Here is a 21,753-nt window from a genome sequence, read left to right as displayed (position 1 = left end):
GTCGGCGTTCTCAGGCGGCTTTCTGGGCGGTCACGAAGGCCGCCAGGCTCGCCACGTTGGCGAAGTGCTGGCGGGTGTCCTTGGCATCGGCGTCGATCTTGATGCCGTAGCGTTTCTGGATGGCCAGGCCCAGTTCCAGGGCGTCCACCGAATCCAGGCCGAGGCCGTCGCCGAACAGCGCGTCCTGCGCGCCAATGTCATCAGGGCCGATATCTTCGAGCCCGAGGGCGTCGATGATCAGCTGTTTAATCTCCAGTTGCAGATCGCTCATCTCTTGCGAGCTCCTTGGTGAAATGCTGGTGCAGAAAGGCATTGAGCCGGCGTGAGGCCGCCGGGGCGGGGCCCTGGCTGGCGAAATGGCGTGGATCGATGTCCTCGCCCACGCGCAGGCGGAAATGCACGCGGCGGGCGGGAATGCTGTACCAGGGCTCGGCCTTGGTCAGGGTGGTCGGGGTGACGGTGATGGTCACCGGGGTGATCGCGCTGGCGCCGCGCAGGGCAATGGACGCCGCGCCGCGATGGAATTCGGGGGTCTTGCCCGGCGTGGTGCGGGTGCCCTCGGGGAAGACGATCAGGGTCTGGCCCTGCTGCAACGCGTCCACGGCCTCATCGAACATGTCCATGCTGCCGTTGTTGCTGATGTACTGCGCCGCCGTCACCGGGCCGCGGGTGAAGGGGTTGGCGAACAGGCTCTGCTTGACCACGCAGTTGGCGTCGCGGATCAGGCCGATGAGGAAGACCACGTCGATCAGCGAGGGGTGGTTGGCGATCACCATTTGTCCCGGTCGGCCCAGGCGCTCGATGCCCTCTACCTCATAGGTGAGCACGCCGCTGCGCTGCATGATCTGCACGAACAGCCAGAACAGCCGGCTCACCGTCTGGCGTGCGCGGGTGCGGCGGCGCAGGGCATCGCCGGGCAGCAGGGCCAGCAGCGGGAACACCAGCACGCGCAGCAGCAGGCCGCCGATACCGAACAGGGCGAAGCACAGGCCGGTGGCGAACAGGCGCCACAGCCAAGCGTCGGCGCGCTTGCTCAGTGGTTGCGTTGCCAGGTCCATAGACGCTTCTTCCAGGGGTGATGGATCAGGCTGGTGGGCTCGACGAGCGCGCGCACCAGGTTCAGGGCGTTGGGGTATTGCGGCGCGTCCAGCTGTGCGCGGTTTTCCGCAAGACTCAGGCTCCAATCGCTGCCGCGCGTCAGGCGCAGGGCCACGGCGTAGGAGAAGGGCACATCGTCGATCCACGACGCATAGAGTTCGGGCGGCGTCTCTTCGGCCACCACCAGCAGGACTTCCGGCGCGCCTTCGGCGAGCAGTGTGGCGGCTTCCAGCAAGCCGTGCTCCAGGCCGTCGCGTTCGCCGGCGATTGCCGACATTTCACTGCTGTCCTGTCGCAGGATCGACCATAGGCCAATCACCGCGTTGTGCACGGAGAGGCTGAACTGGGTCGGGGACAATGGTTGTTCGACGGCCAGTTCGCGCAGCAGTTCCAGGCTGCGGCCGGTTTCGCCGTGGCGGGAGACGAAGATCAGAGGCATCGGCGGCCGCCCGTCGGCCAGTGGCCAGGCGACACTGAACACCATACGCGCCAGGGGGCTGAGGCGACGGCGTTGCATGGCGGGAAGGAAGGCGACATCCGGCTGGGCGTCGGCGTCAGGCGAGCGCGCTTCGCTGGCCCAGCCCTGCCAGTCGGCGATCGTGGGCAGGCCCGGCGCCCAGGCACTCCACTGGTCGATATCGAATTGAATCACGCTGCGAGCTCTTGTGGGCCCTTGGGGGCGTTCCTGTCGGCTAATGGGTCTTCCCTGGTCCACCAAGAGCTTCGTCGACACGTGCCATGGCGCAATGCCGGCATTATCCCGGTCACGCTGATGTCAAGCAAACTATTGCTTACAAAGGCTTAGGAAGGTTCTCAATTTACCGTCGTGTCTGTTACGGCGCTCGAATGAATCGGTTGTAGCCGCCGAGCGGTATCCCGAATGAAGGGCGAAGTGTGCTCGCCCTTGTCATGGGCTTTGCATAGAATCCCGAGGTCTTGAATGGTTCCTGGAGGGATGGCTCATGCGGCGCGTGGTGTTCAATCAGAAGGGCGGAGTCGGCAAGTCGAGCATCGCCTGCAACCTGGCGGCGGTGAGCGCGGCGGAGGGCTACCGCACGTTGCTGGTGGACCTGGACGCCCAGGCCAACTCCACCCACTACCTCACCGGCCTGACCGGCGAGGACCTGCCGGTGGGCATCGCCGACTTCTTCAAGCAGACCCTGTCGTCCGGGCCTTTCAGTCGCAAGGGCAAGGTGGACATCTACGAGACGCCCTTCGACAACCTGCACATCGTCACCGCCAGCCCTGAGCTGGCGGACCTGCAGCCCAAGCTCGAGCAGAAGCACAAGATCAACAAGCTGCGCAAACTGCTGGACGAGCTCTCCGAAGACTACGACCGGATCTACCTGGATACGCCGCCGGCGCTGAACTTCTACACGGTTTCCGCGCTGATCGCCGCCGATCGCTGCCTGATCCCCTTTGACTGCGACAGTTTCTCGCGCCAGGCACTGTACGGCCTGCTGCAGGAGATCGAAGAATTGAAGGAAGACCACAACGAGGACCTGGAAGTCGAAGGCATCGTGGTCAACCAGTTCCAGCCGCGCGCGACCCTGCCGCAGCAACTGCTCGACGAACTGGTGGAAGAGGAGCTGCCGGTACTGCCGGTGTACCTGATGAGCTCGGTGAAGATGCGCGAGTCGCACCAGGCCTGCACCCCGCTGATCTTCCTGGAGCCCCGGCACAAGCTGACCCAGCAGTTCGTCGAACTGCACAACCTGCTGGAAGCCTGAGCGGTTACTGGCTGATCAGCACATCGCAGGGCGGCCGGCGCAGGAAATAGCGCGTCGAGCTGCCCAGCATGGCCTGTTCGATGGCGCCGCGGCTGCGGCTGCCGAGCACCAGCAGGTTGGGTGTCCACTCCCGCAATGCCGTCTCCAGTGCCTGCTGGGGCGTGCCCTGCTGCACCGCGCAGAGTAACTGCGGCCCGCTGGCCGGTACCTGCGCACGTTCATCCTGCAGCGCCTGGCGCAACAGTTCGCGCTGGGTTTCCAGGTGGCTGTCGGCGCGGTCGGCCTTCTTGCCGGGTTGGTAAGCATTGAGCGCCAGCAACTCGGCATCGGCGGCCAGCAGACGGTAGCCGGCGCGCCAGGCCTGGCAGGAGCAGTGCGACAGGTCCAGACCGACGAGGGCTCTGGTGTAAGGCGTGGCGGACTCTTCCACGGCCAGCAGGATCGGTGCGCGGCAATGCCGGGCGATACGCTCCAGGGTGGTGCCGTCGAAGCGTTCCAGCAATTGCTGGTGGTGCGCGCCGATCACCAGCAGGTCAGCGTTCAGTTCCTGAACCGTCTCGGTCACGGTATTCGCCGCGCGACCCTGGCGGATCACCAGCTGGTAGTCGGTGATGTCATTGGCGCGTGCGGCGTCGCGTAGGGCCACTTCGGCGGCTTCGCGCACCGTGGCCATCATGCGGTCGGGAAAGTATTCCTCGATGACGTGCAGCAGTGTGACGCTGGCGCCATGTTGGCGGGCCAGTTGGGCCGTGCGGCGCACGGCGGTATCCGCCTCGACGCTGAGGTCGTGGGCGACGAGCAGGTTCCTGTACATGGCGGGCTTCCTTTGTGGCGCTTCTACTGTCGCGCCACGTAGGAAATTTCACCTTGATACAGGGCAATGGCCCGTCTTCAGCGGCTGCGCAGCTGATAGATGGCGTGGCTTTCGGCGACGACGTTGCCTTCTTCGTCCTTCAGTTGCAGGTCCAGCACGAATTCCGACTTGCCGTTGTGGGTCGCTTCCTCGCCGATGCGCTGGATGTCTTCCTCGCTGAGCCGCGCATCCACGATCACGTCGCTGGCAGCGGGGCGGAGGAAGCGCAGGCCGGCTTCCTTGACGATGGGGTAGAAGCGCCGCGCGTCGAAGCTGGTCAGCATCAGCACGCCACCGGGCAGCTCGGCCACGGTGAACAGTGCGCCGGCGTACATGTTGCGGAGGTGGTTCTCATTGCCCTTGAGCGGCATGCGCAGGCGCACATGGCCGGGCTCCAGCACCTCGGCCTTGAGGCCGGTGCGTTTGACGAAGGCAATGTGCTCTTCGGTGAGTTGGCGGATGAATTCCAGGTTATGTCGCATGGGCGCGCTCCGATTCGCCGACGGGTGTGCTCCCAAGCCTAGCCGCACCGCGCGGCCTGGCAATGACCGCGCGGATTGACCGAAACGCTCGCCCTCAGATGCCCTGGCGGGACAGCCAGTCGAGCAACTGCGGCAGCGGCATCGCACCGCTCTGGCGCGCCACTTCCTGGCCGTTGCGCAGCAGGATCAGGCTGGGGATGGAACGAATCCCCAGGCGCGTGGAGAGGTTCGGGTTGGCGTCGCTGTCCAGCTTGGCCAGGCGCACCTTGCCCGACAGCCGCGCGGCGGCCTGCTCGAACACCGGCGCAAATCCCTTGCACGGCCCGCACCAGTCGGCCCACACGTCCACCAGCAACGGCAAGTCGCCCTTGGCCTGGGCGGCGAAGCCGGTCTCATCGAGGTCGAACGGTGTAGCCAGCACGATCGGCGACTGGCAGCGCCCGCAACTGGGCGAATCGGCGAGCCGCGCGGCGGGCACGCGGTTCAGGCCGTTGCAGTTGGGGCAGGGGATGATCAGGGAATCGGACATGACAGGGCTCCTCGGGCTATGGGGAGCTAGGTGGTGGCGATCCGGAGATTATCAACTGTGCCCTGCGACGAAGGTCAGTTACGGTGGGCCTGCATGTACTGCCGCAGAAGCTGGTTGATCCGTGTCTGGTAGCCCGCGCCCTGGCTCTTGAACCACTCCAGTACGTCCGAGTCCAGGCGGATGGTGACGGCCTGCTTGGCCGGCACATGGAGCTCGGCGTTCTTGAAGAAGTCCTCGCCCAGCTCAGGGATATCGCTGGTGTCGATGTCCTTGTCCTTCAGTTTGCTCAGGCGTTCGAAATCAGTTTTCGATGGTTTGGACATAGTGTCTGGCCTCCCGTCTGGTGGCTTTTCGGGCGGAGATGATGCGGATGACATCCCCTTCTCGTTCGGTGCTCACGACCACTCCTATCAGCGACCTGATCCTGCCGAGGCTGATCCAGCGTTCCTCGGCGTAGTCCTCGCGATCATCGCGTTGCGCGAGGTAGGGCTGCTGGAACAGCTCCATCACGTCGTTGAAGTCGATCCCGTGCTTGCGGATGTTGGCCTGGTTCTTGGCTTCGTCCCACTCGAATAGCATGGTGCTCTCCGTATTGACGTTTGTACATACAAAAAGTTTTGACGGTCGTGTCGCATGATGAGTGGTGCGGCTCCTGATGCTGGAGCTCTCGGCTTCCGCCGAGGGCTTGGCCAGGCAGGTTCTAGCGTTGTGCGTCGCGTTGCTCACGGTCCGCCTGGTAAAGCGAATGAGCATCGGAGGCCAGCAGCAGGAGGGATCGGCTGATTTGCAGGACGTTGCGCAGCGGCTGGGCGTCGAGGGTGGAGAGCGAGAGGATGCCGAGCAGGTCGATGACGGCGCTCAGGCGGTCTTCGGCGGCGTTGTAGAGTTCGTCGGCGGGGGCGTCGGTGCGTAGGTAGAGAGTGGCGTTGCGGGGATGGGCGTGGTGTTGTGAGTCGGTTCCCAGCGGTAGGAAGCGGCCTGTTTCCGGGTGTGCGGGTGTTTTACCATCGGTGATAGCCATGGTCAGTTCCTTAGTCAGCTGATTGTGGTTAGCGGGCCTTCGGTGTTGGTAGCACCGGGGGCTCGCGTCTTTTGATCCGCGCCGTTCGGCAGTTCTGGATCACAATCTTCCTTTGCGTTGAACATGCAGGAAAATTCCTGCAACGTGCTGTTTATGCGCTGGAAGATGTCGTCATTCTACGGATTCGAGACGAGCGAGAACCCGGCAGGAAGGGGAATCCACCGCGTCTGGCAGGAGCTTGCGAAAAGTCGGGTGAGGGCGGGGTAGGGCGGCGTGAAAGAGATGTAGTCCCGCCTGACGCTGGCGTCAGGCGGGTTCGCGAGCTCGCTCCTACGAAAAGCCCAGCGCTGAGCGCTGGAGGCCGCCGGCGGGTTATATGCGGAAGTGGCTGACCAATGTCTGCAACTGCCCGCCCAAACGAGCCAGTTCGACACTGGAGGCGGCGACTTCCTGGTTGGCGGAGGCGGTCTGTTCGGAGACGTCGCGGACGTTGACCACGCTGCGGCTGATTTCCTCGGCCACGGCGCTCTGCTCTTCGGCGGCGGTGGCGATCTGCTGGTTCATCGCCTGGATGTTGGAGACGGTGCGGGTGATCTCGCCGAGGGAATCGCCGGCCTGGCGGCTCAGGGCGACGCTGCTGGCGGTGAGTTCGCGGCTGCCGAGCATGACGCTGGAGACCTGGCGGGTGCCGCTCTGCAGGCCGGCGACCAGGGCTTCGATCTCTTCGGTGGACTGCTGGGTGCGCTGGGCCAGGCCGCGTACTTCGTCGGCGACCACGGCGAATCCGCGCCCGGCCTCGCCCGCGCGGGCGGCTTCGATGGCGGCGTTGAGGGCCAGCAGGTTGGTCTGCTCGGCCACCGACTTGATCACGTCCATGACCTTGCCGATCTTCTCGCTTTCCTGTTCCAGGCGCTGCATGGCTTCGGCGGAGCGTTCGACTTCCTCGGCCAGGCGCTCGATCTGCTCCACGGCCTTGTTCACCACGCGGTCGCCGTCCTGGGCCTGGTGGTCGGCGGCGGAGGCCGCCTGGGAGGCCTGCTCGGCGTTACGCGCGACTTCCTGCACGGTGGCGGACATCTCGTGCATGGCGGTGGCGACCTGGTCGGTCTCGACCTTCTGGGTGTTGGCGCCGGCGCTGGTCTGCTCGGTGACGGCGGAGAGTTCCTCGGCCGCGCTGGCAATCTGCGTGACGCCATCGCGGATGCCACCGATCAGCTCGCGCAGGCTCTGGCTCATGCGCTGCATGCTCTGCTGCAGGCGACCCAGTTCGTCGCGACGGCTGACCTGCAGAGTCTGCGACAGGTCGCCGGCGGCGATGCGGTCGACCACGGCCATGGTCTCGTGCAGCGGGCGGGTGATCTGGCGGGTGATGACCAGCGCGGCGATGCCGCCGAGCACCAGCGCGAGCAGGGTGAACAGGGTCTGCAGGCTGCGGGCGCGGGCGCTTTCGATGTCGCGGCGGTCAAGCTGCAATTGGTAGAGATTTTCGCTGACCTTGACGATGTCCTGGCCCTGGGTGGTCATTTCCTTGCGGGCCTGGACGATGGCGGCCATGTTCTGGCGCAGCGCGACCACGGCGTCGCGGTAGGTGCGCAGGGCGCTGCCGAGCTGCTGGACGTACTGCGCTTGGGCGACGCCGAGCACGTTTTCCAGCGCCGGCAAGCCGGCGATGCTTTGGTCGAGGCCGCGGGTCACACCGTCGCCGTTGCTGGTGAGGGCCGTGGCGAGGTAGTCGCGTACATCGTAACGGGCTTGCAGCAGGTCCTCGTGGGTGCCGGTGATGGCCTGGAAGCGGGCGGCGCGCTCTTCGTCGGCCGGGGCCTTGAGGATGTCTTCCTGGATCTTCGCGGTCAGTTCGGCGGCACGGGCGGCGTTGTCCTGCAGCACGCGGCGGGTGTTGCCGGCGCTCTGGTAGCCGGCGCGCATGGCGGCCAGGGACTTTTCATAATCAGCGATGATGCCGCCCAGTTGGTCGAGCATGCGCACGTTGTCGGGGCTGACGAAGGAGGCGCGGAGTTTCTGCTGCTGCGCCTTGAAGTCGGCCAGGCTGCGCATGACGCTGGCGGCTTCCTGCTCGGCGCCGTCGGCGATCATGTATTGCAGGCGAGTGATGCGCAGCTTGGTGAGGCGCGAGTTCAGCTCGGTGATGTCGCTCATCCAGTTGCTGCGGTCGATCAGCGAGCCCAGGCCGACCCAACTGACGATGGCGAGGATGGCGGTGAAGGCGAGGACCAGGCCGAAGCCCAGGGCCAACTTGAGGTTGACGCTCAAGTTGGAAATCCAGCGGTTCATTGACGATCTCCAGGAAAGGTTGTGTGAAGTCAGGCCGTTCGGAGATTGTTCTTGTTGGGGGCCAGGCGGGCGTACCGCGCTCAGTCGCTATCGGCCGCGTTTGGCAGATCCGTATGGTTGGGGCGAAAAAAACCGCCGGCCTGCTGCACAGCGGGCCGGCGGTTCGGTCGGGGAAAGCTTGAGGTGACGTCAGGCCTTGGCCGCGTCCAGCGCCTGGGCGAGGTCGGCGAGGATGTCGTCGATGTGCTCGATGCCGATGGACAGGCGCACCATGTCGCGCGGCACGCCGGCCTTCTCCAGTTCTTCGTCGTTGAGCTGGCGGTGGGTGGTGGAGGCCGGGTGGCAGGCCAGGGACTTGGCGTCGCCGATGTTCACCAGGCGTACCACCAGCTTGAGCGCGTCGATGAAACGCGCGCCGGCTTCCTGCCCGCCCTTGATGCCGAAGGAGAGGATCGATGCGGGTTTGCCGCCCATGTAGCGCAGCGCCAGTTCCTGCTCGGGGTGGTCGGCCAGGCCTGCGTATTTCACCCAGCTGACTTGCGGGTGGTCTTGCAGGTACTGGGCGACTTTCACCGCGTTCTCGCAGTGGCGCTCCATGCGCAGCGCCAGGGTTTCCAGGCCCTGCAGGATGAGGAAGGCGTTGAACGGTGAGAGCGCAGCGCCAGTGTTGCGCAGCGGCACGACGCGGCAGCGACCGATGAAGGCGGCGGGGCCGAAGGCTTCGGTGTAGGTGACGCCGTGGTAGGACGCATCCGGGGTGTTGAGCAGCGGGAAGCGCTCTTTGTTGTCGGCCCAGGGGAATTTGCCGGAGTCGACGACGATGCCGCCGATGCTGGTGCCGTGGCCGCCGATGTACTTGGTCAGCGAGTGCACGACGACGTCCGCGCCGTGCTCGAACGGGCGGCAGAGGATCGGCGTGGCGACGGTGTTGTCGACGATCAGCGGCACGCCGTGGCGGTGCGCGGCGTCGGCCAGGGCTTGCAGATCGACGATGTTGCCCGCCGGGTTGCCGATGGATTCGCAGAATACTGCCTTGGTGCGGTCGTCGATCAGCGCTTCGAGGGCGGCGATGTCGTCGTGGGCGGCGAAGCGTGTCTGGATGCCGAAGCGCGGCAGGGTGTGGGCGAACAGGTTGTAGGTGCCGCCGTAGAGCTTGGCCACCGAGACGATGTTGTCGCCGGCTTCGGCGACGGTCTGGATGGCGTAGGTGATGGCAGCCATGCCGGAAGCCACGGCCAGCGCCGCGACGCCGCCTTCCAGTGCGGCCACGCGCTCCTCCAGCACCGCGTTGGTGGGGTTCATGATGCGCGTGTAGATGTTGCCGGCGACCTTCAGGTCGAACAGGTCGGCACCGTGCTGGGTGTCGTCGAAGGCGTAGGAGCTGGTCTGGTAGATCGGCACGGCCACGGCCTTGGTGGTCGGGTCGGGGCTGTAGCCGGCATGGATGGCCAGGGTTTCCGGTTTCATTGTTCGAGCGTCCTTGTGGCAGAAAGCCCCGAGGATGCGAGCGGTGCCGCCCCCGGTCAATGACCGGGAGCAACTCCGCCGAAGCGCCGCTAGATCGCTTTTCGCTGAGCTTATAACTGGCTCAGGACGAGCAACTGATCTCCAGATGCCGGCCCCAGTCCGGCGGGCGGCGGGTGAAGGCTTCGGCGCCGGGCTGTTCCTCGAAGGGCTTGCTGAGCACTTCATGCAGGCGGCGCACCACGCTGAAGTCGCCCTGTTCGGCGGCCGTGATGGCTTCCTGGGCCAGATAGTTGCGCAGCATGTAGAGCGGGTTGACCGCGTGCATGCGCGTGCGGCGTTCGTCCTGGCCACCGCCTTCGCGTTCGGCACGGGCCTGGTAGTCGGCGGCCCAGGCGTCGAAACCGGCGAGGTCGACGAAGTCTTCGCGGACCACCGCCAGCGCCTGCTCGGGTGCCTGTTCGCCGAGGCGACGGAAGAACAGCGAGTAGTCCACCGCGCCCTTCTGCATGGTCTGCAGCAGGCGCTGCACCAACTCCAGGTCGCCGTCTTCGGCGGTGGTGAGACCGAGGCGGCGGCGCATCAGGTCCAGGTAGCTGGCCTGGTAGAGCGGCAGGAACAGGTCGAGGGAGGCGCGCAGGTCGTCCACTTCGACGAAGGGCGTCAGCGCCTGGCCCAGTGCGGCGAGGTTCCAGTGGGCGATGGGCACCTGGTTGCTGAAGGAGTAGCGGCCGCTGTCGTCGGAGTGGTTGCAGATGTGGTTGGCGTCGAAGTCGTCGAGGAAGGCGTAGGGGCCGTAGTCGAAGGTGATGCCGAGGATCGACATGTTGTCGGTGTTCATCACGCCGTGGCAGAAGCCGTAGGCCTGCCAGTAAGCAATCATCTCGGCGTTGCGCTCGACCACTTCGCGGAAGAACGCCAGGTAGGGCTTCTCGTCGTCCAGGCACTGCGGGAAGTACGACTGGAGGACGAACGCGCCGAGGGTGCGCAGTTGGTCTTCCTGCTGGGTGTAGTAGAAGTATTCGAAGTGGCCGAAGCGCACGTGGCTGGGCGCCAGGCGCAGCAGCATGGCGCCGGTTTCCTTCGACTCGCGCCACACCGTGGTGCTGGACCCGGTGACGCACAGCGCGCGGCTGCTGGGGATGCCGAGAGCGGCGAGGTATTCGCTGGCGAGGAATTCGCGGATCGACGAGCGCAGCACCGCGCGGCCATCGCCCATGCGCGAGTAGGGCGTCTGCCCGGCGCCCTTGAGGTGAAGGTCCCAGTGCTCGCCGGCCTCGTTGACCACTTCGCCCAGCAGCAGGCCGCGGCCATCGCCCAGGCGCGGGTTGTAGGAGCCGAACTGGTGCCCGGAGTAGACCATCGCGCGCGGGTCGGCTTCTTCCCAGAGCTTGTGCCCGGCGAAGATTTCCGCGAACAGCGGGTTATCCGTCTCGCTCGGGTCGAGGTCGAGCAGGGCCATGGCGGCGGGGCTGGCGACGACCAGGCGCGGGTCGGCGATGGGATCGGGCAGGACCTGAGTGGAAAACACATCGCCCAGGCGGGCGAAGCGGTTATCGAAGGTCAGTTCGTCGAGCTTTTTCACACGCATCTCCGGGACAAGTCCGAGCATTGTGCTCGGACTTGTCCGAAGGCGTCCACCCTCAGGCCTTGTCGCCGTTGGGCTTGTCGGTGGCCTGGGGACCGCTGATCTTCACCGGTGTGGCGGCGGGCTGCTGCTGGCCGACGATGACCTGGGCCTCCTGGCCCTGGAAGTTTTTCAGGAACACGTCGACCTGGTTGAAGGCCATGTCGATGCCGGCCTCGCGGAAGGCCAGGGCGATGCGCGTGAGGGTCTCGTCCACCGCCGGGTTGCGGTCGCCCAGCTCGCGTACGTGGAAGCGCAGCTCGTAGTCGAAGGTGCTGGCGCTGATGGTGGTGAAGTACAGCACCGGCTCCGGGTCGCGCAGGATGCGGGTATTGGCGTGGGCGGCATCGAGCATGATCTTGCGCGCCAGCGCCAGGTCGCTTTCGTAGGCCAGGCCGATCTTGATGGTGACGCGCGTGACGGTGTCGCTCAGCGACCAGTTCACCAGCTGGCCGGTGATGAAGGTCTGGTTGGGGACGATGATTTCCTTGCGGTCGAAGTCGGTGATGGTGGTGGCGCGGATGCGGATTCGGCTGACGGTGCCGGACAGCGTGCCGATGGTCACCACGTCGCCGATCCGTACCGGGCGCTCGAAGAGGATGATCAGGCCGGAGACGAAGTTGGAGAAGATCGCCTGCAGGCCGAAGCCCAGGCCCACCGACAGTGCGGCCACCAGCCATTGCAGCTTGTCCCAGCTGACCCCGAGGGTGGACAGCGCACTGACGAAGCCGATGCCGCTGATGGTGTAGGACAGCAGGGTGGTGATGGCGTAGGCGCTGCCCTGGGCCAGGGTCAGGCGCTGTAGCACCAGCACTTCCAGCAGGCCGGGCAGGTTGCGCGCCAGGGCGACAGTCACGGCGGCGATCACCAGCGCCATGATGAAGTCGCTGAGGCTGATCGGTGTGGTGGACGCGGCGTCGCCGGTACCGCTGGCGTACTGGTAGAGGGTCACGTTGTCGAGGTAGGAGACGACGCTGATCAGGTCGGCCCAGACCCAGTACAGGGTGACCACGAAGCCGATCAGCAGGCCCAGGCGGATCAGGCGTATGGACTGGTCGTTGATCTGCTCGATGCCCAGGGTCGGTTCCTCGACTACCTCGGGGCCTTCGATGCCTTCCTTGGCGGAGTTCTGCCGCTTCGACAGCGCGCGCTGGTAGGCCAGACGGCGAGCAGCGACGCCCATGCCGCGAACGAAGGTGGCTTCCACCACCATCCAGAACATCAGCAGGAACAGGCTGTCGATCAAGCGGTCGGTGAGCTTGAGCGCGGTGTAGTAGTAGCCGAAGCCGACGGCGAGGAACAGCGCCACCGGCAGGGCGGTGAAGCTCAGGCCGACGATCATCTTGATCATCGACGGGCGTTCGCTGGAAGGGCTGCTGAACAGCAGTTGGGCGAGCAGCCAGGTCATGGCGGCGTAACCGAACAGGACCACGGCGATGCCGATCACGTCATCGGCCAGCGAGGCCGGTTGGTGCTCGGCGACGGTGACCACGGCGACCAGTGACATCACCACCAGACCCAGTCGACGCATCAGCTTGCCGAGGAACTGCACCTGCGGCTGGCTCCAGTGGAAGTGTCGTTCGGCGATACCGCCAGGGCGCAGGATGCGGTGCGCGGTGTAGAACACCAGCCAGACCTGCGCCATCTCCAGCAGCGCGCTACCCAGGGTGGCGTTCTGGCCTCGGGCGTCGAGCAGCAGGGCGAGGCCGGCGACGGCCAATGTCAATGTGCCCGGCAACGCCAGCAGCACGGCGAGCAACAGGGCCAGCGGGGTATGCGCCTGGCTGTCGCGCTTGAAGTGGCCGATATCGTCGTTCAGCGATTCCAGCTTGTCGTAGAGAAACCGGCGCTTCCACAGCAGGGCGGCGACCAGCAGGAGCAGCGGCAGGAACAGGAAGGGCCGGTCGATCAGGCCCTCGCCCAGTTCCTTCACACCCGAGCCCCAGGGTACTTCAGCCAGCTGGTGGTGCAGCAGGGCTGGGGTCATCTTGAACCAGGACAGGTCCAGCGGGCGGTTGCTGGGAATCCAGAACATCTGCTCGTCGAGGGTGGCGCGCAGGCTGTCGCTGGTTTCCTTGAGCTGCTTCTGGTTCAGCTGCAGGGTGATGGCTTCGTTGAGCAGCGCATTCAGTTCGTGGTTGAGGCGCTCCATCAGCTCCAGGCGGGTGCTGACCAGCTCGGAGAGGTCATGGCGCAGTTGCGGGGTGATGCTCTCCTGCGGCTGCTGGGCCAATTGATTGTCGATGTAGACCTGGGTGTTGTTGATCTCGTCGCGCTTCTGGTTCAGCTCGAACTGGTACAGGCGCAGGTCGGCGATCTCGTCGGCGAGGTCCTGGTCGGTCTTGATCACCGGCAGTGACTGCTTCTGCTGGTAGAGGATCTTGGCCAGCAGCAGGCTGCCGCGCAGGACGTTGATTTGCTCGTCGAGGGCTTGTTCACCCTGAGTCAGGGTGTCCAGCTGCTGCTTGGCTTCGAGGTTGCGCCGGGTCAGGGTGTTGAGGCGGTCGGTGGTGCGCAGCAGGTAGTCGGAAAGCTTGAGGTTGGCAGCACTCTGCTGGCTCAGCAGGCTGTCGGTGCCGGCGGCCTGGCTGCTGTCCTTGGACAGCTCGGCAACGGTTTTCTCGGACTGTTCGCGGCGCTTGTCGCTGATCATCGCCTGCAGCTCGAGGGTTTCGCGCTCCTCGCGGCCGATTCGCTCGGCGAGCAGGTCGCGCTGGCTGGAGGCGAGGTCCAGCAGCAGGTTGTTGCCGGCCAGTTGCTGGCGTAGCAACTGGTTCTGCGCAGTGAGCGCTGCCTGTTCGGCGAGCAGTTCATTACGGTGCTCGGTGGTCAGCGGCTTGCTGCCCTCCTTGCCGGCCTTGAGCGCGGTGCCGATATCCAGCAGGCGCGACTGGTTCTTGCTCAGGTCGGCCTGGGCGCGCTCGGGGCGGGTCTGCGCGGTGAGGATCTCGCTTTTGGCGTCGATCATCTCCTTCTGCCAGGCGGCCAGCTGGGTGGATTGCTCGTTGAGGAGCATTTCCAGCTGGGTGGTGTTATAGCCGCCATAGCGTTGGGCGGCAGGCTTGTCGCTGCTGGCCTTGAGGCGATTGAGTGCCCTCTGGTTCTCGCTGATCAGCTTGGGCGCATCGGCCAGCCGGCCCTTGAGCTCGTCTCGCTGCTTCTCGCTGTCGGCCTTGGCGGCCAGCAGCTTGAGGGTGTTCTCCAGACTGGCCTTGAGCAGCTTGGCCTCGGCCTCGGCGAGCTTGCGCTCGGCCAGGCCGTCGAGGCTCTGCTGCACCTGTTCGGCGCTGGGTGGGTTGTTGTCGGCGGCCAGCGCGGGCAGGCCGGTGAGCGAGCCACCCAGGAGGACGGCGGTCAGGAGGGTACGCAGCAGGAATGACATGGTCGCGTTCAGCGGCTCGTGCGAAAAAAGTGGAGTGAGGGTAGTGCTGGCTGGCCGGCACCCGCAAGCGGGTACCGGTGGGCGGTCAGAGGAAGAGCCCCGGACCGGGACGACCTTCCGGGAATTTGACCCCGACCTTGCGGATCTTGTTCCCGTCCAGGGCGGCGACGGTCCAGGTCAGGCCGTTCCATTCCACCTGGTCGCCGATGATCGCCTGGCCGCCGATTTCGTGGGCGATGAAGCGGCCCAGGGTCTGCTCTCCGTCCACGCCTTCGAGCTTCAGGCCATAGAGCGAGGCCACGGCGGAGAGCTGGGCGTCGCCTTCGAGGACGAAGTCGCCGAAGAAGCGCGCGCTCAGGCCGCGGTCCGGTGCCTGGCTGAACAGCTTGCCCAGCGGCGAGAGGTCATGCTCGTGGCCGATCACGCAGAGGATGTCGTCGGCCTCGAGGATGGTACTGCCGGACGGGTGCAGCAGCTGGGTGCCACGGAACAGCGCGGCGATGCGGGTGCCCTCGGGCATCTTCAGCTCGCGCAGGGCGGCGCCGATGCACCATTTTTCCTTGCTCAGGTGGTAGACGAACAGCTCCCACTCGCTGGTCGGGTGCACCTCCAGGCCGGCGCGGGAGATCGGCGCCGGGTCTGGCGGCACTACCACGCGCAGCAGCTTGGCGGCCCAGGGCAGGCTGGTGCCCTGCACCAGCAGCGAGACCAGCACGATGAAGAAGGCCACGTTGAAGAACAGCTGGGCGTTGGGCAGGCCAGCCATCAGCGGGAACACCGCGAGAATGATCGGCACCGCGCCGCGCAGGCCGACCCAGGCGATGAAGGCCTTCTCGCGGCCATGGAAGGCGCGGAACGGGAACAGCCCGACCAGCACCGACAGCGGGCGGGCGAAGAGGATCATCCACAGCGCAAGGCCCAGGGCCGGCAGGGCAATGGGCCAGAGATCGTGGGGCGTGACCAGCAGGCCCAGCACCAGGAACATGCCGATCTGCGCCAGCCAGGCCATGCCGTCGAGCATGTGCATGATGCCGTGGCGCGAGCGGATCGGCTGGTTGCCCAGCACCAGGCCGCACAAATAGATGGCAAGAATGCCGCTGCCGTGCACCGCGTTGGCCAGGGCGAAGATCAGCAGGCCGCCGCTGATCGCCAGCAGCGGATAGAGGCCGTTGGCCAGGTGGATGCGGTTGATCACCTGCAGTAGCAGCCAGCCGCCAGCGAGGCCGAGCACCGAACCGATGCCGAACTCGCGCAGGAAGTGCCAGAGGAAGCTCCAGGACAGGCCGCTCTCACCATGGGCGAGCATGTCGATCAGGGTGACGGTGAGGAACACCGCCATCGGGTCGTTGCTGCCCGATTCGATTTCCAGGGTAGCGGTTACCCGCTCGTTCAGGCCCTTGCCGCCCAGCAGCGAGAACACTGCCGCGGCATCGGTGGAGCCGACGATGGCGCCAATCAGCAGGCCCTCCATCCAGCTCAGCTTGAACAGCCAGGCAGCGGCGATGCCGGTAAGCCCGGCGGTGATCAGCACCCCGGCGGTGGCCAGCGACAGCGCGGGCCAGAGGGCCACGCGGAAACTCGACACCCGCGTGCGCAAGCCGCCATCGAGCAGGATCACTGCCAGCGCCAGGTTGCCCACCAGGTAGGCCATGGGGTAGTTGGAGAAGCCGATACCGCCGGGGCCGTCGGTGCCGGCGATCATGCCGACCGCGAGGAAGATGACCAGGATCGGGATGCCCAGGCGCGAGGACAGCGAGCTGACCAGGATGCTCAGGCCGATCAGCACCGCAGCGATCAGGAAATAGCTGTTGATGGCCACGGCATCCAAGGTGTCGACCTCCTGGCGGATAGGGGAGTGGCGACGCTACTCAAGGATCAGGATGCAGGCCGCATGCCAATCGATTCTAACCTGCGGATTTACAAGGCTGTCAAAGGTTTGTTGAGGACCGTTGGGCGGCACTTTTCGGCCAGGCGGCGCGATCCAGCCCAACGGGTACCAGTTCCCATGTGGAGAGCTCGGTGGGCGCCCAGGTGATGGCTTCCTCCAGAGGCGGCCTGACGGCCTCCAGGCAGGCCTTGCGGTCATGCTGCAGGGTGGCGCGAGCCTTGCTCACCTCGCCAGCGATATCGGCTTCACCGCTGATGGCGCGGATCTGCGTATGCCAGAGGTGGCGGGCCGAGCTGCCGGCGACGCCGCAACTGCCCAGCGGGTCGTAGTAGGACGAGCCGAACTGCGCGTAGCCGGCATTGACCAGGGCATTGAAGTAGCGACTCTGCGCGACGATCGACTTGCGGTCGTCGCCGCGCAGTACCTCGAGGCCGTTGGCCATGGCCTTGTCGATGTTCTGCAGGTAGTCGTCGGCGTGCTGGAAGGCTTCCACGCTGGGGGCAGTGAAGATGGGCGCGGCGCTCAGGGGGGGGGCCACGCTGCGTTGCGAGGCCTCCTTGGGCAGGGCATCGGCCGGGCCGGTGTTGAACAGCGCGACCATGCAGCCCAGCGCCACCGTGACGGCAAGCAGGGGGAGCAGGTGCAGGCAGCGGCGTGAGATGGAAGCGAGGAGGGAGGTTTGAATGGCCATGGTCGTGACGAGCGAAAAGTTGCGCGGGCGCCATTCAACGGCAAATACCCCAGGTGTCGCTGTCAGCGTGGTCAGCTGTGGTTGTCAGAATTTTCCTTCAAATCATTCGTCGATCTGACGCAGCCCTTCCATGGAGGGCCGGCCGTGGGTTCGTGACTTTATCGCCGACATAAAAAAGCCCCGGACGTGACCGGGGCGCAAGGAACATGCGGGGGCCTAGAACCAGGCGTCCTGCATGGTGGAACAGGTGTCGTCGCGGCCTTCGAGCAGCGCCAGGTCGTGGTGGCAGGACGGCACTTCCCAGGTCAGGAAGTAGCGCGCGGCCTGCAGCTTGCCGCGGTAGAAGTCGATGTCGGCAGCGTCACCGGACGCCAGGCCTTCCTCGGCGCGAATGGCCTGCTCCAGCCAGCGCCAGCCGATCACGGCGTGGCCGAAGACTTTCAGGTAGAGGGCCGAGTTGGCCAGGCCCTGGGCCACGCGGCCCTGCATCAGATCGCCAAGCAGGCTCAGGGTGGTGGTCGAGAGGCGCGCCATCAGCTGTTCCAGCGGCTCGCGCAGTTTGTCCAGTGACGGGTGCGCGCTGGCGCGCTGGCAGCACTGGCTGATCAGGCGGGTCAGTTGCTTGAGGCCAGCGCCGTTGTTCTGCGCCAGCTTGCGGCCGAGCAGGTCCAGCGACTGGATGCCGTGGGTGCCTTCGTGGATCGGGTTCAGGCGGTTGTCGCGGTAGTACTGCTCCACCGGATACTCGCGGGTGTAGCCGTGGCCGCCGAGGATCTGGATCGCCAGTTCGTTGGCCTTCAGGCAGAACTCCGAGGGCCAGGATTTGACGATCGGGGTGAGCAGGTCGAGCAGCTCGTGGGCCTGCTGGCGTTCTTCTTCGGTCGCCAGTGTCTCGCAGTCGTCCACCAGGCGCGCGGCGTACAGGCCGAGGTCGAAGGCGCCTTCGACGTAGGCCTTCTGGGTCAGCAGCATGCGCCGCACGTCGGTGTGCTCGATGATCGACACTGGTGCGGAGGTCGGGTCCTTGGCATCCACCGGGCGGCCCTGCGGGCGTTCACGGGCGTACTCCAGGGAGTACAGGTAGCCGGCGTAACCGAGCATGATGGCGCCCATGCCGACGCCAATGCGCGCCTCATTCATCATCTGGAACATGTAGGCCAGGCCCTGGTGCGGCTTGCCGACCAGATAGCCGACGCAATCGCCGTTATCGCCGAAATTCAGGGCGGTGGAGGTGGTGCCGCGCCAGCCCATCTTGTGGAACAGGCCGGCCAGGGTCACGTCGTTGCGCGCGCCGAGGGAGCCATCGTCGTTGACCAGGAACTTGGGCACGATGAACAGGCTGATGCCCTTCACGCCGGCCGGGGCGTCCGGCAGCTTGGCCAGCACCATGTGCACGATGTTGTCCGACAGCGGGTGGTCGCCGCCGGAGATGAAGATCTTGTTGCCCTTGATCCGGTAGCTGCCATCGGCGGCCGGTTCCGCGCGGGTGCGGATATCGGCGAGGGATGAGCCGGCGTGGGGCTCGGTGAGCGCCATGGTGCCGAACCAGCGGCCTTCGATCATCGGCTGGAGGAACAGGCGTTTCTGTTCTTCACTGCCGAAGGTTTCGATCAGGTGGCTGGAGCCCATGCTCAGCATCGGATAGGAAGAGGTGGCGATGTTGGCCGACTGGAAGTGCGCGAAGCAGGCGCGCGCCAGCAGGTGTGGCAGCTGCATGCCACCTTGCTCGAAGCTGCGCGAGGCGTTCTGGAAGCCGGCCTGGTTGAAGGCATCCACTGCCGGCTTCACTTCCGGGATGAGCACCGCGCCGCCGTCGACGTACTGCGGTTCGTTCTCGTCGTTCTTGCGGTTGTGCGGGGCGAACAGCTCCTCGGCGATGCCGCGGGCGGTGCCCAGGGCGGCGTCGAAGGTCTCGCGGTTGTGCTCGGCGAAGCGTTCGCGCTGGGTCAGGGCCTGCGCATCGAGTACTTCGTAGAGTTCGAAAGCGAGGTTGCGGGAGCTGAGCAGGGTCTCGGACATGGATCGACCTCCGTGGGAATCGCCGCAGTCTAGTCCGGTGAATGAAGCGCGCACAGAATCATCCATGCGCGTGATAAAGGCCTAAAACACCCGAGGAGCCGGCCGGCGACGTCGGGCTCGCACCACACCCGCCCCAGGACCTAAACTGCGCGCCTAGAGGAGTCCGCCATCCATGAACTACCGCCACGCCTACCACGCCGGCAACCACGCCGACGTGCTGAAACACATCGTCCTCGCGCGCATCTTCGCGCTGATGGCGCGCAAGGACACGCCCTTCGCCTACCTCGACAGCCATTCCGGCATAGGCCTGTACGACCTGCTGGGCGACGAAGCCAGCCGCACCGGCGAGTGGGAGTCGGGCATCGGTCGCCTGTATGAGCGTGATGACCTGCCGGAGCTGCTGCAGGACTACCTGGGCGTCGTGAGCGCGCTGAATCCCGGTGGTGGCCTGGAGTTCTACCCCGGCTCGCCCGAACTGGCGCGGCGGCTGACCCGTCCGCAGGATCGGGTGATGCTCAACGAGCTGCATCCGGAAGACGGTCGCCTGCTCAAGGCCAACATGGCGGGCGAGCGGCGCATCTCGGTGCACCAGGGGGACGGCTGGCTGCTGCCGCGTGCCTTCCTGCCCGTTGCCGAGAAACGCGGCGTGCTGCTGATCGACCCGCCCTTCGAGCAGCCCGACGACCTGGAGCGTTGCGTGACCGCGCTGGACGAGGCCATCGGCCGCATGCGCCAGACCGTGGTTGCCATCTGGTACCCGATCAAGGACCGCCGTCAGCTCAAGCGTTTCTACCAACGCCTGGAGAAGAGCTCGGCTCCGAAGCTATTGCGGGTCGAGCTGTGCGTGCATGCGGCCGATACGGCTGACCGCCTGAACGGCTCCGGGCTGGTCATCGCCAACGCCCCCTGGCCGCTGGACGAAGAGCTGCGCGGCCTGTTGCCGTGGCTGGCCCAGACGCTGGCGCAGAGTGAAGGCAGCAGCCAGGTGGACTGGCTGATCGCCGAGGGATGAGGGGCGATCAGTCTTTTCGCTCCTGAAAAGACGACTTTGCCTGTTTTCGTCCTTCCCTTTTGCTTCCTATGGTGTTTTCCCTGGCCGGCTTCCCGGCGAGGTCACCGGATGGAGGTAATCGCGTGAAGAGAATTCTGTTGCCGATGCTGGTCGCTGGCTTCCTACCGCTGACGGCATCGGCCGAGAGTGCCCTGGAGGGTAGCTGGCGTATCGATTGGCCGTTGGCCTTCCCTGATCTGCTGGACAAGTTCGAGGTGAGTGACGGCTACTACGATTGCCAGACCTGTGCACCGCCCATTCGGGTCAAGGCGGATGGCAAGGACCATCCGGTCAAGGGGTACAAGGGGTTCGACAGCATCTCCGTGCAAGTGAAGAACGATTACCAGGTTCGCATACAGAAGAAGAAGGCGGGCAAGGCATTCGAGTCGTTGATCATGTCGGTTTCCAGCGATGGAAAGCTGCTGCGCTACAACAGCTATTCGGGAAGCAACCAGTCGATTGTCGAAGGTTCCGAGCGGACGCGTCTGGGGGAGCCGATCAAGGGCGAGCATGCCGTTTCCGGTGTCTGGGTTGCCCAGGGCATGGAACAGTCCGCAGCGGATTCGACTTTCCATTATCGAATCGACAATGGGCAACTGAGTGTGACGATGGACAACGGTGAGTCCTACACCGCTCCACTGGACGGCAGCTTCGTTCCCTACAGCGGCAGCCAGGAGATCGATCGGGTCTCGGTGCGGCAATTGGCAGAGCGTGTCCTGAACATTCAGCTCTATAAAGGCGAGACCTTTGTGCAAGCCATGCAGGTCAGTGCGACCGAGGATGGGCAGGCCCTGTCGATCCACTTCGTGATGCCGGACATGGCCATGACCGGGAATCTGATCGCCCGCAAGATTACGCTTGCGACCAAGGGCTAGCCGGATTGCTGGCCCCACCGCCCGCCAGCGCGAACGGTGGGGCCGCAGTCACGCCGGCAGGCAGACGCCCGTGCCGCCCAGGCCGCAGTAGCCGTTGGGGTTCTTCGCCAGGTACTGCTGGTGATAGGCCTCGGCATAGTAGAGCGGTGGCACTTCGCGGATTTCCGTGGTGATCTCGCCGTAGCCCTTGGCGCTGAGCTCCTTCTGGAAGGCGGCGCGGCTGGCCTCGATGGCGGCTTTCTGCGCCGGGTCGAACCAGTAGATCACCGAGCGGTACTGGGTGCCGGTGTCGTTGCCCTGGCGCATACCCTGGGTCGGGTCGTGGGATTCCCAGAACACCTTGAGCAGCGCCTCGATGCTGGTTTCGCGCGGGTCGTACACCACCAGCACCACTTCGCTGTGGCCGGTCAGGCCGGAGCAGACTTCGTCGTAGGTCGGGTTCGGCGTGAAGCCGCCGGCGTAACCCACGGCGGTGACCCACACGCCCGGCTGCTGCCAGAAGCGCCGCTCGGCGCCCCAGAAACAACCCAGGCCGACGACGATCTGTTGCAGGCCGGCGGGGTAGGGCGCCAGCAGAGGGCGACCATTGACGTAATGCGCTTCGGGCACCGGCATCGGGCTTTCGCGCCCCGGCAGGGCCTGGGCGGAGCTGGGCAGTTCCAGCTTGTGGGCAAGTAGTTGCGAGCGCAGGGTCATGGCATTCGTCTCCTCTGAACAGGGGCGGCAATAGACTCGGGTACTCGCCGAAGAT

The 21,753-nt window shown here is 65.4% G+C and carries 20 protein-coding genes; 3 read left to right on the top strand and 17 right to left on the bottom strand.

Annotated features, from left to right (window positions below):
* Nucleotides 1-10: 10 nt before the first annotated feature.
* The 3 genes from CTR55_RS23550 to CTR55_RS23540 are packed head-to-tail and all read right to left on the bottom strand — an operon-like array spanning nucleotide 11 to nucleotide 1,750.
* Nucleotides 11-271 (bottom strand): phosphopantetheine-binding protein, encoded by a 261-nt coding sequence (locus tag CTR55_RS23550; RefSeq protein WP_296289865.1) that lies wholly within the window; start codon nucleotides 269-271, stop codon nucleotides 11-13.
* Nucleotides 246-1,058: a lysophospholipid acyltransferase family protein gene (locus CTR55_RS23545; protein ID WP_296289863.1), complete on the bottom strand. Its 813-nt coding sequence runs from the start codon at nucleotides 1,056-1,058 to the stop codon at nucleotides 246-248. Before CTR55_RS23545 ends, CTR55_RS23550 begins: the two co-directional genes overlap by 26 nt.
* The gene (locus CTR55_RS23540) at nucleotides 1,034-1,750 is read right to left on the bottom strand and encodes a beta-ketoacyl synthase chain length factor (protein ID WP_296289861.1); all 717 of its coding nucleotides are present in this window, start codon (nucleotides 1,748-1,750) and stop codon (nucleotides 1,034-1,036) included. Before CTR55_RS23540 ends, CTR55_RS23545 begins: the two co-directional genes overlap by 25 nt.
* A 310-nt stretch (nucleotides 1,751-2,060) precedes the next feature.
* Here CTR55_RS23540 and CTR55_RS23535 point away from each other — a divergent pair, with 310 nt between their 5' ends.
* Entirely contained in the window at nucleotides 2,061-2,828 is a 768-nt protein-coding gene (locus CTR55_RS23535; protein ID WP_138213958.1) for a ParA family protein, read from the top strand.
* Between the two features lie 4 nt (nucleotides 2,829-2,832).
* On the opposite strand, the gene CTR55_RS23530 is transcribed toward CTR55_RS23535, so the two are convergent.
* The 13 genes from CTR55_RS23530 to CTR55_RS23470 all read right to left on the bottom strand — a co-directional run bounded on the left by CTR55_RS23530 (nucleotide 2,833) and on the right by CTR55_RS23470 (nucleotide 19,076).
* Complete coding sequence (locus CTR55_RS23530) at nucleotides 2,833-3,642, bottom strand: universal stress protein (RefSeq protein ID WP_296289855.1); 810 nt, start codon at nucleotides 3,640-3,642, stop codon at nucleotides 2,833-2,835.
* A 77-nt stretch (nucleotides 3,643-3,719) separates the two neighbouring features.
* Complete coding sequence (locus CTR55_RS23525) at nucleotides 3,720-4,163, bottom strand: YiiD C-terminal domain-containing protein (RefSeq protein ID WP_296289854.1); 444 nt, start codon at nucleotides 4,161-4,163, stop codon at nucleotides 3,720-3,722.
* Nucleotides 4,164-4,257: 94 nt separating this feature from the next.
* The gene (trxC, locus tag CTR55_RS23520) at nucleotides 4,258-4,692 is read right to left on the bottom strand and encodes a thioredoxin TrxC (RefSeq protein WP_296289852.1); all 435 of its coding nucleotides are present in this window, start codon (nucleotides 4,690-4,692) and stop codon (nucleotides 4,258-4,260) included.
* A 74-nt stretch (nucleotides 4,693-4,766) separates the two neighbouring features.
* On the bottom strand, nucleotides 4,767-5,015 hold the full coding sequence (locus CTR55_RS23515) for a BrnA antitoxin family protein (RefSeq protein WP_296289850.1): 249 nt from the start codon (nucleotides 5,013-5,015) through the stop codon (nucleotides 4,767-4,769).
* Complete coding sequence (locus tag CTR55_RS23510; RefSeq protein ID WP_296289848.1) at nucleotides 4,993-5,271, bottom strand: BrnT family toxin; 279 nt, start codon at nucleotides 5,269-5,271, stop codon at nucleotides 4,993-4,995. The genes CTR55_RS23515 and CTR55_RS23510 overlap by 23 nt, the downstream gene beginning before the upstream one ends.
* Nucleotides 5,272-5,392: 121 nt before the next feature.
* Nucleotides 5,393-5,713, bottom strand: a complete 321-nt coding sequence (locus tag CTR55_RS23505; RefSeq protein ID WP_296289847.1) for a hypothetical protein — start codon at nucleotides 5,711-5,713, stop codon at nucleotides 5,393-5,395.
* 372 nt (nucleotides 5,714-6,085) lie between these two features.
* On the bottom strand, nucleotides 6,086-8,005 hold the full coding sequence (locus CTR55_RS23500; RefSeq protein ID WP_296289846.1) for a methyl-accepting chemotaxis protein: 1,920 nt from the start codon (nucleotides 8,003-8,005) through the stop codon (nucleotides 6,086-6,088).
* A 189-nt stretch (nucleotides 8,006-8,194) separates the two neighbouring features.
* Nucleotides 8,195-9,472 (bottom strand): bifunctional O-acetylhomoserine aminocarboxypropyltransferase/cysteine synthase, encoded by a 1,278-nt coding sequence (locus tag CTR55_RS23495; protein WP_296289844.1) that lies wholly within the window; start codon nucleotides 9,470-9,472, stop codon nucleotides 8,195-8,197.
* 121 nt (nucleotides 9,473-9,593) lie between these two features.
* On the bottom strand, nucleotides 9,594-11,054 hold the full coding sequence (gene selO / locus CTR55_RS23490; protein WP_296289842.1) for a protein adenylyltransferase SelO: 1,461 nt from the start codon (nucleotides 11,052-11,054) through the stop codon (nucleotides 9,594-9,596).
* Between the two features lie 58 nt (nucleotides 11,055-11,112).
* Nucleotides 11,113-14,478, bottom strand: a complete 3,366-nt coding sequence (gene mscK, locus CTR55_RS23485; protein ID WP_296289841.1) for a mechanosensitive channel MscK — start codon at nucleotides 14,476-14,478, stop codon at nucleotides 11,113-11,115.
* 85 nt (nucleotides 14,479-14,563) lie between these two features.
* Nucleotides 14,564-16,306: a potassium/proton antiporter gene (locus CTR55_RS23480; protein WP_296289838.1), complete on the bottom strand. Its 1,743-nt coding sequence runs from the start codon at nucleotides 16,304-16,306 to the stop codon at nucleotides 14,564-14,566.
* Nucleotides 16,307-16,406: 100 nt separating this feature from the next.
* A complete protein-coding gene (locus CTR55_RS23475; protein ID WP_296289837.1) occupies nucleotides 16,407-17,057 on the bottom strand; it encodes a hypothetical protein in 651 nt (216 codons plus the stop codon).
* Nucleotides 17,058-17,273: 216 nt separating this feature from the next.
* Nucleotides 17,274-19,076, bottom strand: coding sequence for an acyl-CoA dehydrogenase (locus CTR55_RS23470; protein ID WP_296289835.1), 1,803 nt, complete (start codon nucleotides 19,074-19,076; stop codon nucleotides 17,274-17,276).
* Nucleotides 19,077-19,248: 172 nt separating this feature from the next.
* Between CTR55_RS23470 and CTR55_RS23465 the strand changes: the two genes are divergently transcribed.
* Both CTR55_RS23465 and CTR55_RS23460 read left to right on the top strand, forming a co-directional pair.
* Nucleotides 19,249-20,088 carry a 23S rRNA (adenine(2030)-N(6))-methyltransferase RlmJ gene (locus CTR55_RS23465; RefSeq protein WP_296289834.1) on the top strand — a complete coding sequence of 280 codons (840 nt, stop codon included), beginning with the start codon at nucleotides 19,249-19,251 and terminating at the stop codon, nucleotides 20,086-20,088.
* Between the two features lie 122 nt (nucleotides 20,089-20,210).
* The gene (locus tag CTR55_RS23460; protein WP_296289833.1) at nucleotides 20,211-21,002 is read left to right on the top strand and encodes a hypothetical protein; all 792 of its coding nucleotides are present in this window, start codon (nucleotides 20,211-20,213) and stop codon (nucleotides 21,000-21,002) included.
* 48 nt (nucleotides 21,003-21,050) lie between these two features.
* On the opposite strand, the gene msrA is transcribed toward CTR55_RS23460, so the two are convergent.
* Complete coding sequence (gene msrA / locus CTR55_RS23455) at nucleotides 21,051-21,698, bottom strand: peptide-methionine (S)-S-oxide reductase MsrA (RefSeq protein WP_296289832.1); 648 nt, start codon at nucleotides 21,696-21,698, stop codon at nucleotides 21,051-21,053.
* Between the last annotated feature and the right edge of the window lie 55 nt (nucleotides 21,699-21,753).

Source organism: Pseudomonas sp. (genome assembly GCF_002796985.1).
GTDB lineage: Bacteria > Pseudomonadota > Gammaproteobacteria > Pseudomonadales > Pseudomonadaceae > Pseudomonas.
Note: the sequence above shows the minus strand (reverse complement) of the source record. Positions and strands in the feature narration are given on the sequence as shown.